This is a genomic window from Craterilacuibacter sp., from assembly GCF_051659485.1.
Classification (GTDB): Bacteria; Pseudomonadota; Gammaproteobacteria; order Burkholderiales; family Chromobacteriaceae; genus Craterilacuibacter.
Window position 1 is genome coordinate 1 of the sequence record NZ_JBOFOO010000365.1, and the last position, 14930, is coordinate 14930.

Genomic DNA, 14930 nt, shown 5'->3' on the forward strand with positions numbered 1-14930 from the left:
CGATTGCCATCAGACTACTGATATCGCCCTGTAGTTCACGCAATTCATGCTCGACACAGCGCGTCACACTGGAAAGCGCTTGCCCGGCGTAATGCAGATTGATGAAATTGGCCGCTTCGGTCAGCTCGGACGGGCTGTAATCGCGCTCGCAACTGATGATGTGATTTTGCACATCGCCGTCCATGGTCACCAGAATCAGCAACACCCGCCGCTCGGATAAACGCAGGAATTCCATCTGGCGAAAAGCGACATCCGGCCGCTGTGGCGTCACCACCACGCCGGTGAAATGCGTCAGGTCGGACAAAAGCCGAGAAGCGGCTTGTGCCAGTTGTTGCGGGCTGTCCGGGTGCAGGCTGTCCTCCAGTTCGCGCACCAAAGCCGACTCCAGCGGCCCCAGTGTCAGCAAGCGATCGACAAATACCCGGTAGCCGCGCGCCGTCGGCACGCGTCCAGCCGAGGTATGCGGCGAAGAGATCAGCCCCATTACCTCCATGTCGGACAGCACCGAGCGTATCGAGGCACTGGACAAATCCAGCCCCGAAAGCTGACCCAGCGTGCGCGACGGCACCGGCGTGCCGTCCGCGATATAGCGTTCGACCAGCGTTTTAAGCAGGCGTTGGGCACGGTCATTAAGCATAGAAGGACTCAGGCACGGCGAAGGTGAGGCATAAATGGGACTATCCGCATGAAAATCAAGTATCCCGGACAAGAGAGACCCACCCCGCCCCGCTGCCGCCAAATGGCCGTGCCAATGCGCTGAAGTGTCACGGCCAAGTATGCGATAATCGTTGGGTTAATGACCCACCGCCGTTTCGGAGAGAGCATGGCCAACGACAACAAACGCGCTGAAGAAAAAAGCAAAGCACTGACCGCAGCACTTGCCCAGATTGAAAAGCAATTCGGCAAGGGTTCCATCATGCGCATGAGCGACAACCAGATCAACGAGAACCTGCAAGTCATCTCGACCGGCTCGCTCGGTCTGGATCTGGCACTCGGGGTTGGCGGCCTACCGCGCGGCCGCGTAGTGGAAATCTATGGACCGGAATCCTCGGGCAAAACCACACTTTGCCTGCAAGTGGTAGCTGAAGCGCAAAAACTGGGCGGCACCTGCGCCTATATCGACGCGGAAAATGCGCTCGATCCTATTTACGCCCAAAAACTGGGTGTCAATGTGGCCGACCTGCTGATCTCGCAGCCTGACACCGGCGAGCAGGCGCTGGAAATTTGCGACATGCTGGTGCGCTCCGGCGGGCTGGACATTATCGTCATCGACTCGGTAGCCGCGCTGGTTCCTAGGGCCGAAATCGAAGGCGAAATGGGCGATAGCCACGTTGGCCTGCAAGCACGCCTGATGTCGCAAGCGCTCCGGAAGCTGACCGGCAACATCAAGCGCACCAACACGCTGGTGATCTTCATCAACCAGATCCGCATGAAGATCGGCGTGATGTTCGGCAACCCGGAAACCACCACCGGCGGCAATGCGCTCAAGTTCTACGCTTCGGTACGTCTGGATATCCGCCGCATCGGCGCCATCAAAAAAGGCGACGAAGTGCTGGGTAACGAAACCCGCGTCAAGGTCGTCAAGAACAAGGTGGCCCCGCCGTTTCGTCAGGCCAACTTCGACATCCTGTACGGGGAAGGCATCAGCCGTGAAGGCGAAATCGTCGAAATGGGCGTCGAGCACGGCTTTATCGAGAAGTCCGGCGCATGGTACAGCTATAACGGCGCCAAGATCGGCCAGGGCAAGGACAATGTCCGTTTGTGGCTGAAGGACAATACCGCGGTTGCTCAGGAAATCGAAGCCAAGATCCGCGACACAGTCGGCATCAAGATCGAAATTACCGAAGACCAGCCCGATGGCGACGAACTTGCCAATGATGCGTTCTAAAGCTGAAGCATGGAAAAAAGCCTGAAAGCGCGAGCTGTCGAGCTTTTATCGCGCCGCGAGTATTCGCGGCGCGAACTGCAGCAACGCCTCAAACCCTATACCGAAAACCCTGATGAAATCGAGGCGGTACTGACGGACTTAGCCGAGCGTCACTGGCAATCGGACGAACGCTTTGCCGGCCAGTTTGCCGAGGCCAAGGGGCGGCGCTGGGGTAGCCGGCGCCTGACGCAGGCGCTCAGGGAAAAAGGCGTGGACAACGAAACCATCGCCGGCGCTATCGAAGGTCACGACGATCTGGCCATTGCATGCCAAGTCTGGCTGCGCAAATTCGGCACCCTGCCCGCCACACCGCAAGACAAGGCACGGCATATGCGTTTTCTGGCTGCCCGTGGCTTTCCCATGGATGTAATACGCAAGGTATTGTCCGGCGTCGCCCTTGACGAACTGACCGACGGCGACGACTGATAGCGCGATTTCTTAGCGTGCCAAGCCTTTTTTACCGCTATTACGCTAAAAAAAGCCGCTAGCTGCCCCACAAGACTTGCACCGCTGCACCAGCCTTGCCAAAATCGACTCCAGACTAAACAGCGCTCCCCGGCATGCCGGGGCTCTCATTCTCTGCACTGCGACACTATTCAAGATGAAAACTTCGGAAATCCGCCAGAAGTACCTCGACTTCTTCGCCTCCAAGGGCCACCAAATCGTGGGCTCCAGTTCGCTGGTGCCGTGGGAAGACCCGACCCTGCTGTTTACCAATGCCGGCATGAACCAGTTCAAGGACGTGTTCCTCGGCTTTGACAAGCGCCCGTATAGCCGCGCCACCACCAGCCAGAAATGCGTACGCGCCGGCGGCAAGCACAACGATCTGGAAAACGTCGGTTATACCGCACGCCACCACACCTTCTTCGAAATGCTGGGCAACTTCAGCTTCGGCGACTACTTCAAGCGCGATGCCATCCACTATGCGTGGGAATTCCTGACTGACCCGCAATGGCTGGGCCTGCCCAAGGAAAAGCTGATGGTCACCGTCTACGCGACGGATGACGAAGCCTTCGATATCTGGAACAAGGAAATCGGCGTACCGGCCGAAAAAATTGTCCGCATCGGCGATAACAAGGGTGCGGCATATGCTTCCGACAACTTCTGGACCATGGGCGACACCGGCCCGTGCGGCCCGTGCACCGAGATTTTCTACGACCATGGCGCCCATATCTGGGGCGGGCCACCGGGAAGTGCCGAGGAAGACGGCGATCGTTTCATCGAGATCTGGAACAATGTGTTCATGCAGTTCAACCGTGACGAGTCGGGCACACTGCATCCGCTACCCAAGCCTTCGGTCGACACCGGCATGGGGCTGGAGCGCATCTCGGCCGTGATGCAGGGCGTACACGCCAACTACGAAATCGACCTGTTCCAGAATCTGCTCAAGGCTGCCGCCCGCGAAACCGGCGTCGCTTTCACGATGGACGAGCCTTCGCTCAAGGTAATTGCCGACCATATCCGCGCCTGTGCCTTCCTGATTGCCGATGGCGTGATTCCGTCCAACGACGGTCGTGGCTATGTGCTGCGCCGCATTATCCGCCGCGCTATCCGTCACGGCTACAAGCTGGGGCAGAAGGGTCTGTTCTTCCATAAACTGGTCGCCGATCTGGCCGCCGAGATGGGTGATGCCTATCCGGAACTGCGCATCCGTCAAGCCGTTGTGGAAGACGCGCTCAAGCAAGAAGAAATCAAGTTTGCCGAGACGCTGGACAAGGGTATGGGCCTGCTGGAATCCGCACTGCAAGGCGGCAAGGCACTGGATGGCGCCACCGTATTCAAGCTGTACGATACCTACGGCTTCCCGGTTGACCTGACCGCCGACATCGGCCGCGAACGCAATATCGATGTCGACCTGGAAGGCTTCGAAGTCGAAATGAACGCGCAGCGCGAACGCGCCCGTGCTGCATCCAGCTTCAAGATGACAGGCAATGTCGACTACAGCGGCGCAGACACCTGCTTCGAAGGCTATGTCCATACCAGCACCGATGCCCGCGTATTGGCCCTGTACAAGGACAACCAGCCGGTTGAACACTTGGCTGCCGGCGACGAAGGCATTGTGGTACTGGACAACACCCCGTTCTATGCAGAAGGCGGCGGCCAGATCGGCGATCGCGGTGAAATCTCGGCCGTAGGCGGCATCAATGCGCTGTTTGATGTGACCGATACCCAGAAAATCCAGTCAGCCGTATTTGGCCACAAAGGCAAGGTGACACGCGGCAGCATCAAGGTCGGCGATGAAGTCACCGCCACCATCGACCTGCATGCCCGCTTAGCGACGGCACGCAACCACTCGGCCACCCATTTGCTGCACACCGCCCTGCACCATGTACTGGGCACGCATGTGGCACAGAAGGGTTCGCTGGTGACGGCCGAACGCACCCGCTTCGACTTCTCCCACGGCGCACCGGTCACCGCCGACGAGATTGTGACCATCGAGCGTATCGTCAACCGGATGGTGGCGCATAACGCCGATGTTTCCGCCACCATCATGCCTTACGATGATGCAATGGCAGCCGGCGCTACCGGCCTGTTCGGCGAGAAGTACGGCGACGAAGTGCGCGTCCTGAAGATGGGTGAACACTCGATGGAACTATGCGGCGGCACCCACGTGAACCGCACTGGCGATATCGGTTTCTTCAAGATCATCTCCGAAGGCGGCATCGCCGCCGGCGTGCGCCGTATCGAAGCGGTCACCGGCGAGCATGCCGTGCTCTGGGCGCAAGAGCAAGACAGCCTGATCAAGCAGGCCTCCGCCACGCTCAAGGCGCAAAGCCCTGCCGAAGTCATCACCAAGATCAGCGCCCTGCAAGACCAGCTTAAAGCGCAGGAAAAAGACATGGCCCGCCTCAAGGCGAAACTGGCGCTTGCCGCCAGCGACGAGCTGGCTGCCAATGCCAAAGAGCTTGCCGGTATCAAGCTGATCGCTACCGAACTGGAGGGTGCCGACAATGCGGCGCTCAAGGAAACGGTTGAGAAGCTGAAAGACAAGCTGGGCTCGGGCATTGTGGTATTGGGTTCAGCCGCCGATGGCAAAGTATCGCTGGTTGTCGGCGTCAGCGCCGATCTGACCGGCAAGGTCAAGGCCGGTGAAATCGTCAACTTTGTCGCCCAGCAGGTCGGTGGCAAGGGTGGTGGCCGTCCGGACTTTGCCCAAGCCGGCGGCACTCAGGTCGAGAACCTGACGCAGGCGCTGGCCAGCGTAGAAGGTTTTGTCGCAGGCAAGCTGTAAACACCCGCCTGTAACAAAAAAGCGGCAGCGGATTCAAACCCGCTGCCGCTTTTTAATGGCGGGCAAAAATCGGCCACAAGGCCGATGACTAAGCGATGATATGGTTAAAGCGCATATCGGCTTCAAACACGCCAAGCAAAGTGCCGGCCTGATCGAACAGCGGTGCCGAAATGGTAAAGCAATACTGATCGGTATCTACCGAGCGGTAAAGGTCGGAAACCACCAGCGCACCGGCCTTGATTACATCCTGAAACCAGCGCCTGTCGCTCCAGTTGTTATTGCGTCCGCCCAGATCAAAATAACCGGGCGCAACATCGGCAGAAATCTGCCGCCCTTGAGCATCCGTCACACAGACCATTTCCAGCGCGGGCTCTTGCTGGCACAGGGCGACCAGTTTACGGTCCAGCTCGTCTGCGTCCAGCCGGTTAAGCTGCCACTGCGAAATGGTGCGTTCTACCATCACGCGACTACGCTGGTGCCCCTCGAAACGGAATGTCCCCACCGCCCCCAGTAAGGCATCGCTATCGCCCCGGACCTTGGCGGCACTCTCGGCCAAAGCGTGGGCATCTTCCAGTTGCTGCTTGGCACCCTCGACAACACCGCCGATCTGATTGGTAATGGCCGTCACCTTGGTGCTTTGTGAACGACTGGCATCGGCAATTACGTGCACATGCTCGATCAGCGTGCTGATGTCGCGCGACGCGGCCTTGATCGACTCGCCCGCCTCGCCTGAAACCACGATACCCTGCTGCACCAAGCCGGTCATCGCCTGCATGGTACTCCCCGAGGTCAACACCTGCTGCTGGATACTGGCCAACAGGCTTTCTACATTTTGGGTAGCTTGTGTCGTCTGGTCAGCCAGCTTGCGTACCTCGTCCGCCACCACGGCAAAGCCGCGCCCCTCCTCCCCGGCACGTGCCGCTTCGATCGCGGCATTCAGTGACAATAAGCGGGTGCGGTCGGCAATACTCTTGATCAGCTCGACCACCTCGCCTATAGAGTCCGAGCTGTCTTTCAACAAAGCCATTTGCTGCGCCAGCGTCTCGGTACTTGCCCCTATGGCTTCGATTTGACGGCGGTTTTGCTGGTCACTGGCATTGGCATTACTGACCGCCAGCGCAACCTCACCGGAAAAAGCCGACGCCTCGGCGGCACTACTGGCAATCGACTCTACCGTGACCGCCAGTTCACGGCTGGCAGTATCGATCTGTTCGGCATGCACTTCCTGCGCGCGGGCACGCTCCTCCAGCTTCTTTGCCAGCACCGACAAAGGCGTCGCCAATTGCGACAGGCTGATTGCATGGCCGGCAATCTTGACAATCACATCGTGAAAATTACGAAACAGGCGATTGATGATGCGTGCCATCTCAGCCAAGGCCGGCGTATTTTCAGGCAGTGCCAGCGTTAGATCGACGCCACGTTGCGTCGCTGAACTCAAAGGCAGCAATAATTTTTTCAAGCTGCGGATTGCGACAAACATTAGACACTCCATTACATAATGCCGGCCAGAAATGACTTAGTACGTTTCAAACATATCCGGCCACGGTGAAAAGCAATAATTTACTATCAAATTGTATACCATTCGATGCTATTTTATTGATATCCGGAAAATGTCCTACATTTCACTCTCACTTAGCCGAGACAAAATACCGCCAGACAAGCGCGTACAGTCGGCTGGACGTTACAATCACGTCATGACGCCAGAAAAACCCGCCCGCAAGCCACAGTACCTGCGCATCCGCGACTTTATCCTCGACGGCATCCGTGAGCACCGCCTGTTACCGGGCACCAGAATCCTGCCCGAAGTCGAGTTGGCACAGCAGTTTGGTGTGTCACGCATGACCGTCAACAAGGCGGTGCGCGATCTGGCGGAAGCGGGCGTCCTGGTGCGCCACGCCGGTGACGGCACCTATGTCGCCGAACGCAAGGCCGAATCGCCACTATTGGGCGTCAGCAATATCGCCGACGAGATCACCAGCCGCGGCCACGAATACCGCGCCGACGTGCATTTCGTACGCCAGGAGAGCGCCAGCGACGAGGTGGCGCTGCGCCTGGGCCTGAAGACCGGCGCCCCGGTCTTTCACTCGCTGATCGTCCACTTTGAAGGCGACACCCCGCTACAGATCGAAGACCGCTACCTCAATCCGCGCTGGGCAGCCGACTATCTGGCGCAGGACTTCCATACGCAGACGCCCGGCGCCTACCTGATGCGCACCTGCCCGCTGTCCGATGTCGAACACACGGTCGAGGCGGTCCTGCCCGAAGCGGAAGAACAGCGCCTACTGCACATCCCTGCCGGCAGCCCCTGCCTGCGGGTATTGCGCCGCACCTGGTCGGGCAAGCATCTGGTCAGCTACGCCCGTCTGCTGCACCCTGGTAAAAACTACAAGCTGCGCTCGCAGACCCGCGTCCCCAGATAGATACTGTATCCAAAAAGCAACAAACCCGACCACCTGCGCTTCTTCATTTCATTGCTGCCGTGCGCCAGCTCCCCGGCTGGCCAATGCCATGCGCCAAGCCTGAATTCGCGACCCTTTCCTCACCGCCGCCCTTCTCACCGAACCCTCCCTTAACCGGGCGGCACCCAAGCTGCCCGGCAACATCATGTGCAGACCGGACTTGACCATTTGCCGGCCTACGCCTAATTGTATATACAAATACAAAGGAGAACCGGTCATGGACAGTGTTCGCGACACACTGTGGATCAACACCCGCATCGCCACCTGCGACGCACACCAGCCTGAGCCCTATGGCGCAGTGCACGGCCATGCGCTGTGGCTGCGCGGTACGCACATCCATGCGCTATTGCCACAGGAACAGGCCGTGCGCGAATTTGCCGGCCGCGGTGAAGTCATCGATGCACAAGGCTGCTGGCTGACGCCCGGTTTCATCGACTGCCACACCCATCTGGTTTACGGCGGCAACCGCGCCGCAGAATGGGCGCAACGTCTGCAAGGCGTGCCGTATACACAAATCGCGATGGCGGGTGGCGGCATCCTGTCCACCGTACGCGCCACCCGCGCACTGGACGAGGACGAGCTGGCACTTGCAAGCCTTGCGCGACTAAAAGCGCTGATGGCCGAGGGCGTCACCACCGTCGAGATCAAGTCCGGTTATGGTTTGACTCTGCACGATGAAATCAAGCAATTACGTGCTGCACACAAGCTGGCCACCAGCCTGCCAGTCGAGCTTGCCAGCACCTTGCTCTCGGCACACGCCCTGCCCCCGGAATTTAGCGACGATAGCGATGGCTATATCCGCCATATTTGCGATGTCATCCTGCCGGCAGTGGCGCGCGAGCATCTAGCCGAAGCCGTCGATGTCTTTTGCGAAAGCGTGGGCTTTTCACCGGCACAGACCAGGCGAGTATTCGAAGCGGCCACCGCACACGGCCTGCGCGTCAAAGGCCATGTCGAGCAACTGTCCAATCTTGGCGGCGCACAACTGGTGGCCGAATTTTCCGGCCTGTCGGCCGACCATATCGAATATCTGGATGACGCCGGTGTCGCCGCACTGGCTAAGGCCGGCACCGTTGCCGTCCTGCTACCCGGTGCCTATTACTTTCTGGGTGAAACACAAAAGCCGCCGGTGGCCAAACTGCGCGCAGCAGGCGTCGCCATGGCGGTGGCCACCGACCTCAACCCCGGCACCAGCCCGTTCGCTTCCATTCGCCTCGCCATGAACCAGGCCTGCGTGCTATTCGGCCTGACGCCAGAAGAAGCACTACTGGGTGTGACCCGCCACGCCGCGCAGGCGCTGGGGCGCGCTACAAGCCATGGCCGTCTGGCTGCAGGCTGTGTCGCCGACTTGCTGCTGTGGGATATCGAACATCCAGCCGAGATCATGTATGCACTGGGCACCAATCCATTAAGCCGCCGCCTGTTTCGCGGCACAGAAGGATAAGCATGACAATAGATATGAGCGCCTGGAGCGGGCGCATCGATAGTGGCGAGGGCGAACACGCCAAGCGCTGGCATCAGATCATCCAGCCGCTGATGCCCACCAGCCCGCCAGGCATCGCCCTGCTCGGCTTTGCCTGCGACGAAGGCGTACGCCGCAACCAGGGACGCACCGGCGCGGCCAACGGCCCGCATACGCTGCGCAAGGCCTTGGCCAATCTGGCCTGGCATCCGACGTTGCCACTTTACGATGCCGGCACGGTGGCTTGCGACGATGAAAATCTGGAAGCGGCACAACAGCATCTGGCAGAACGGGTGCGCGCGCTGGTGCAAGCCGGCCATCTGCCGCTGGTGCTAGGTGGCGGCCACGAAACCGCCTATGGCCACTGGCTGGGACTATCCCAGGCCCATGCCGGCAAGCGTATCGGCATGATCAACTTCGATGCCCATTTTGACCTGCGCACATCGGCCCAAGCCAGCAGCGGCACCCCCTTCGCCCAGATTGCCGCCGATTGCGCAGCACAAGGGCGTGCCTTTGACTACTTGTGCCTGGGTGTAGCGGAAACGGCCAACACCAGCGCGCTATTCAAGACGGCCCACGCACTGGGCGTCCAGTGGCGACTGGATACGGCCATGAACGTGTGGCAACTGGCCGATGCACGCGGCCAAATCGCCGAATTTATCGATAGCGTCGATCTTGTGTACCTGAGCATCGATCTTGATGTGTTGCCGGCCGCACAAATGCCGGCAGTCTCGGCGCCGGCCGGCTTTGGTGTAGACATTCATGTCGTCGAAGCCCTGCTGGAACGGATAGTACAAAGCGGCAAACTGGCCGGTGCCGATCTGGTCGAATTCAACCCCCGTTATGATCAGGACAGCCACGGCGCCAAGGCCGCCGCACGTCTGGCCTGGGCCATCACGCGCCACCTGAAGCGCTGACACGACAATAGGAGCAAACCATGCATGACCCGCGTTTTGACCCCAGCCGCGTGATCCGCGCCCCGCACGGCAAGCAGCTCAGTTGCAAGAGCTGGCTGACCGAGGCCGCCTTTCGCATGCTGCAAAACAATCTGGATGCCGAAGTTGCCGAGCATCCGCAAAGTCTGGTGGTATACGGTGGCATCGGCCGCGCCGCACGCAACTGGGCCTGTTACGACAAGATTCTGGAAGTCTTGCAGCGTCTGGAAGATGACGAAACCTTACTGGTGCAATCCGGCAAACCGGTGGGCGTATTCAAGACCCATGCCGATGCACCACGCGTCCTGATCGCCAACTCCAATCTGGTACCGCACTGGGCCAACTGGGAACACTTCAACGAGCTGGATAAAAAAGGCCTGATGATGTATGGCCAGATGACGGCCGGCAGCTGGATCTATATCGGCAGCCAAGGCATCGTACAGGGCACTTACGAAACCTTTGTTGCCATCGCTCGCCAGCACTTTGACGGCATGGCCAAGGGCCGCTGGATACTGACCGGCGGCCTGGGTGGCATGGGCGGCGCACAGCCACTGGCCGCGACCATGGCAGGCTTTTCCATGATTGCCGTCGAGTGCGATGAAACCCGCATCGATTTTCGCCTCAAGACCCGCTACATCGACCGCAAGGCCGGCACACTGGATGAGGCTTTGGCCATCATCGACGATGCCCGGCAATCCGGCACGCCCATCTCTGTCGGTCTGCTGGGCAACGCCGCCGATGTGTTTGCCGAGCTGGTGGAGCGCGGCATCACTCCGGATGTGGTGACCGATCAAACCTCGGCCCATGACCCCATCAACGGCTATCTGCCGCAGGGCTGGACGATGAGCGCATGGCAGAGTGCCCGTCAGGATGATCCAGCATCCATCGTACAGCCGGCCAAACAGAGCATGGCGCATCAGGTTGAGGCCATGCTGACGCTGCAAACGCGCGGCGCGGCCACACTGGACTACGGCAACAATATTCGCCAGATGGCGCTGGAAATGGGCGTAGCAAACGCCTTCGATTTTCCGGGCTTTGTGCCGGCCTATGTACGCCCGCTATTTTGCGAAGGCATAGGCCCGTTCCGCTGGGTCGCACTCTCCGGTGATCCGGAAGACATCTACAAGACCGATGCCAAGGTCAAAGAACTGATTCCGGACAACCCGCACCTGCACAACTGGCTGGACATGGCGAAGGAACGCATCGCGTTTCAGGGCCTGCCGGCCCGTATCTGCTGGCTCGGACTCAAAGATCGCGCCCGCCTCGGCCTCGCTTTCAACGAGATGGTGAAAAATGGCGAACTCTCAGCGCCTATCGTCATCGGCCGCGACCATCTGGACTCCGGCTCCGTTGCCAGCCCCAACCGCGAAACCGAGGCCATGCTGGATGGCTCCGATGCCGTATCCGACTGGCCGCTGCTCAATGCCTTGCTCAATACAGCAGGCGGTGCCACCTGGGTTTCGTTACACCATGGCGGCGGCGTGGGCATGGGCTTCTCGCAGCACTCGGGCGTGGTAATTGTGTGCGATGGCAGCGACGACGCCGCACGCCGCGTAGCACGGGTCTTGCATAACGACCCGGCCACCGGTGTCATGCGCCACGCCGATGCCGGTTACGACATCGCCAAAACCTGTGCCCGCTCGCAGGGTCTAGACCTGCCAATGCTGTAACACCGAGCCCAACCCGACAACATCAGGGTGGCACGCCAAGGCCTGCCGCCCAGCAAACAGAAGACATCATGACCAAGCTCAACCTGATTCCCGGCCAACTGACACTGGCCGACCTGCGCCTGATCGCCCGTGACGATACTGTCCAGCTATCGCTGGATGCCAGTGCGCATGCAGCCATCGATGCCTCGGCGGCGACCGTGCAACAGGTGCTGGCCGAAGGCCGTACCGTGTATGGCATCAATACCGGCTTTGGCCTGCTGGCCAACACCAAAATTGCGACCGAAGAGCTGGAACTGCTGCAACGCTCCATTGTACTGTCGCACGCGGCAGGCATAGGCAAGCCGATGGACAACAGCACCGTGCGCCTGGTGATGGCATTGAAGATCAACTCGCTGGCCCGCGGCTTCTCCGGCATCCGCCGTCAGGTTATCGAGGCGCTGATCAGCCTGTTCAACCAGCGTATCTATCCGCTGATTCCACAAAAAGGCTCGGTCGGTGCCTCCGGCGATCTGGCCCCCTTGTCGCATATGAGCGCCGTACTCATCGGCGAAGGCGAAGCCTTTGTCGCTAGCGAGCGCGTATCTGGTGCAAAAGCGATGCATGCAGCAGGGCTTACGCCTATCACGCTGGCCCCCAAAGAAGGGCTGGCACTGCTAAACGGCACGCAGGCTTCGACGGCTTTTGCGCTGGAAGGCTTGTTTGCCAGCGAAGACCTGTATATCGCGGCCAGTGTCGCCGGCGGCCTGTCGGTAGAGGCGGCTCAAGGCAGCCGTCGGCCGTTTGACGCACGCATTCATGCCGTGCGCGGCCATCCGGGCCAGATCGATGCGGCGCGCCTATATCGCGCCTTACTGGATGACAGCAGCGAAATCTCGCAAGCACATGCCAACTGCGACAAGGTGCAAGATCCCTACAGCTTGCGCTGCCAGCCACAGGTGATGGGCGCCTGCCTCGCCCAGATCCGCCATGCAGCGGACGTACTGCTGATCGAAGCCAATGCCGTCTCCGACAATCCACTGGTTTTTGCCGACGATAACGATATTGTTTCCGGCGGCAACTTCCACGCCGAGCCGGTTGCTTTTGCCGCCGACAATCTGGCGCTGGCCATCGCCGAAATCGGTTCACTGTCCGAGCGGCGCATGGCGCTATTGATAGACAGCAACCTGTCCCGCTTGCCACCTTTTCTGGTCAACAATGGCGGCGTCAATTCCGGCTTTATGATCGCGCAAGTGACAGGTGCGGCGCTGGCATCCGAAAACAAGTCGCTGGCACATCCGGCCTCGGTGGATAGCCTGCCGACCTCGGCCAATCAGGAAGACCATGTTTCCATGGCCACCTTTGCCGCACGCCGTCTGCGCGACATGGCAGACAATACGGCAGGTATTCTGGCGGTCGAGCTACTGGCCGCATGCCAGGGCGTGGATTTTCGCGCGCCTCATAAAACTTCGACCCCGCTGGAGCAGGCCAAGGCCGAATTACGCAGCCATGTCAGCTTCTACGATAAAGATCGTTATTTCGCGCCGGATATCGAAAAGGCGGTCGCCTTGGTTCAGGGTGCCAGCTACAACCGCTTCACCCTACCAGGCCTGCTGCCATCGCTGTAAGCCTGGCCGGACATGCAAAAACGGGAGCCGTAAGCTCCCGTTTTTTTTTGCGACTGACAGACTAGATTATTCGCTAGGCTGCTGGCTTAAGGTCACCGGATACTGCTGGCGCAAGCCTTCCAGATAAGAAGAAACCAGCGCATTGGACGACATCTCGCCAATTACGGCAGCAAGCTGTTCCTGTTCTGCCGGATTAGCACTGGCCGCAGGAACTAGCTGGTTTATGCGGTAGATCACATAGTCGCCATTGTCGCGTTTAACGCCGGCGTAGCTAGGCAACACCTTAACCGGTGCGGCAAACAAGGCCCGCAGGTCGGCCAAAGGCAGGCCTTGCGAGGCACGACGCGACACCGCGACCACCTCGCCCCAACCGCTGGTAGCGGCACCCTTACCGGCCTTGAGCTCAGCCAGCAATGCTGCGCCTTTTTCCTGCGCCAGCTTGGCACCGTCTTTTTGCAACAGCTCAGTACGAATCAGCGGGCTCACTTCAGCCAGCGTTTGCTGATGGGCTGGCTGGAGCTCGGCGACACGTGCCACCACCAGCGTGTTGTTGCCGACATCCACCGGTTCGCTATTGTGCTTTTTCTTCAGCACATCATCCGAAAATGCGGCTTCCAGCAACTTGGGGTTGGCGGCAAGGCCCTCACCCGGCTTGCCGCGCACCAGAAGTGCACTCTTTTCCACCGGCAAACCCAGCGCATCGGTAATGGCTTTCAGCGACTCGCCATGCTGGTAAGCCAGATCGGCAAGCTTTTCAGCGGCAGCCCGGAATCCGGCCACCGACTTCTGTTTTTTCAGCAACTGGATAATCTGCGGCTTGGCGGCTTCAAAATCGGGCTTCTTGATCTCGTCCAGCTTGAGGATGTGATAGCCGAAATCGGTGGCGACCACTTCGCTGATCTGGCCCGGCTTCATGCTGAATGCCACATCCTCGAACGGCTTGACCATGGCACCACGACCAAAGAAACCCAGGTCGCCGCCATTGCCGGCAGAGCCAGGATCCTGGGAGCGGCTCTTGGCCAGCGCGGCAAAACCTGCCGGATTAGCACGCAACTGCTTGAGCAAGGCTTCGGCTTCGGCTTTCACCTTGGCCTTGACCTCAGGCTTGGCATTTTTATCCGCCAGCAGCAGGACATGCGACACACGGCGCTCTTCGCTGGCGAACTCGGCGGCATGCTCGTCGAAATACTTGCGGACTTCGGCATCACTGACCTCGACCTTGGCTGCCAATGCCTCCTGCGACAGCACCACATAGTCCAGCTTGACGGCTTCCGGCGTCAGAAAGCGCGCCTTGTTGGCGTCGTAATAGGCCTTAAGTGCAGCCTCATCCAGCTTGACCTCACCCTCGAATGCTTGCGGGCGCAGCACCATAGCCTGTACATCGCGCGTTTCGCCCAGCAAGCCGGCCATACGTGCGGCAACCGTACGGGAAACGAAATGGCTGCCGGTATAGGGCAAAAGCTGGCTTTGCAGGGTAATGTCCTGCAGTACACGCGCCTCTAGCGCGGCCGGGCTCATATAGCGCTCGGCAAGGAATTCCTTGTAACGCGCAGGGCTGAACTTGCCGTCCTGCTGAAAGGCGGGTATCGATGCAATCACGCGGCGCAGCTCTTCGCTACCCACGGTCAGGCTGGATGCCTC

The 14930-nt window shown here is 59.7% G+C and carries 11 protein-coding genes; 8 read left to right on the plus strand and 3 right to left on the minus strand.

From position 1 onward, the window contains the following. Positions 1-637, minus strand: a 637-nt coding sequence (locus ACRC1E_RS12465) for an HrcA family transcriptional regulator (RefSeq protein WP_438515413.1), incomplete at its 3' end; no start/stop codon positions are given. A gap of 186 nt (positions 638-823) precedes the next feature. Between ACRC1E_RS12465 and recA the strand changes: the two genes are divergently transcribed. From recA to alaS, 3 genes are all read left to right on the plus strand, one after another. Continuing rightward, complete coding sequence (recA, locus tag ACRC1E_RS12470; RefSeq protein WP_438515414.1) at positions 824-1888, plus strand: recombinase RecA; 1065 nt, start codon at positions 824-826, stop codon at positions 1886-1888. A 9-nt stretch (positions 1889-1897) separates the two neighbouring features. Next, on the plus strand, positions 1898-2353 hold the full coding sequence (gene recX, locus ACRC1E_RS12475; protein ID WP_438515415.1) for a recombination regulator RecX: 456 nt from the start codon (positions 1898-1900) through the stop codon (positions 2351-2353). A 175-nt stretch (positions 2354-2528) separates the two neighbouring features. Beyond that, positions 2529-5159 carry an alanine--tRNA ligase gene (gene alaS, locus ACRC1E_RS12480; protein ID WP_438515416.1) on the plus strand — a complete coding sequence of 877 codons (2631 nt, stop codon included), beginning with the start codon at positions 2529-2531 and terminating at the stop codon, positions 5157-5159. Positions 5160-5247: 88 nt separating this feature from the next. Here alaS and ACRC1E_RS12485 read toward each other — a convergent pair whose 3' ends face one another. Beyond that, positions 5248-6639 (minus strand): methyl-accepting chemotaxis protein, encoded by a 1392-nt coding sequence (locus ACRC1E_RS12485; RefSeq protein ID WP_438515417.1) that lies wholly within the window; start codon positions 6637-6639, stop codon positions 5248-5250. A 214-nt stretch (positions 6640-6853) separates the two neighbouring features. Between ACRC1E_RS12485 and hutC the strand changes: the two genes are divergently transcribed. From hutC to hutH, 5 genes are all read left to right on the plus strand, one after another. Beyond that, positions 6854-7579 carry a histidine utilization repressor gene (hutC, locus tag ACRC1E_RS12490; RefSeq protein ID WP_438515418.1) on the plus strand — a complete coding sequence of 242 codons (726 nt, stop codon included), beginning with the start codon at positions 6854-6856 and terminating at the stop codon, positions 7577-7579. Between the two features lie 256 nt (positions 7580-7835). Then, positions 7836-9062 (plus strand): imidazolonepropionase, encoded by a 1227-nt coding sequence (gene hutI / locus ACRC1E_RS12495; protein ID WP_438515419.1) that lies wholly within the window; start codon positions 7836-7838, stop codon positions 9060-9062. 2 nt (positions 9063-9064) lie between these two features. Then, positions 9065-9997: a formimidoylglutamase gene (gene hutG / locus ACRC1E_RS12500; protein ID WP_438515420.1), complete on the plus strand. Its 933-nt coding sequence runs from the start codon at positions 9065-9067 to the stop codon at positions 9995-9997. Positions 9998-10017: 20 nt separating this feature from the next. Continuing rightward, the gene (hutU, locus tag ACRC1E_RS12505) at positions 10018-11685 is read left to right on the plus strand and encodes a urocanate hydratase (protein WP_438515421.1); all 1668 of its coding nucleotides are present in this window, start codon (positions 10018-10020) and stop codon (positions 11683-11685) included. A 68-nt stretch (positions 11686-11753) separates the two neighbouring features. Continuing rightward, entirely contained in the window at positions 11754-13289 is a 1536-nt protein-coding gene (hutH, locus tag ACRC1E_RS12510; RefSeq protein ID WP_438515422.1) for a histidine ammonia-lyase, read from the plus strand. Positions 13290-13355: 66 nt separating this feature from the next. Here the strand turns inward: hutH and ACRC1E_RS12515 are convergent. Beyond that, on the minus strand, positions 13356-14930 hold a 1575-nt coding region (locus ACRC1E_RS12515), incomplete at its 5' end, for a peptidyl-prolyl cis-trans isomerase (RefSeq protein WP_438515423.1).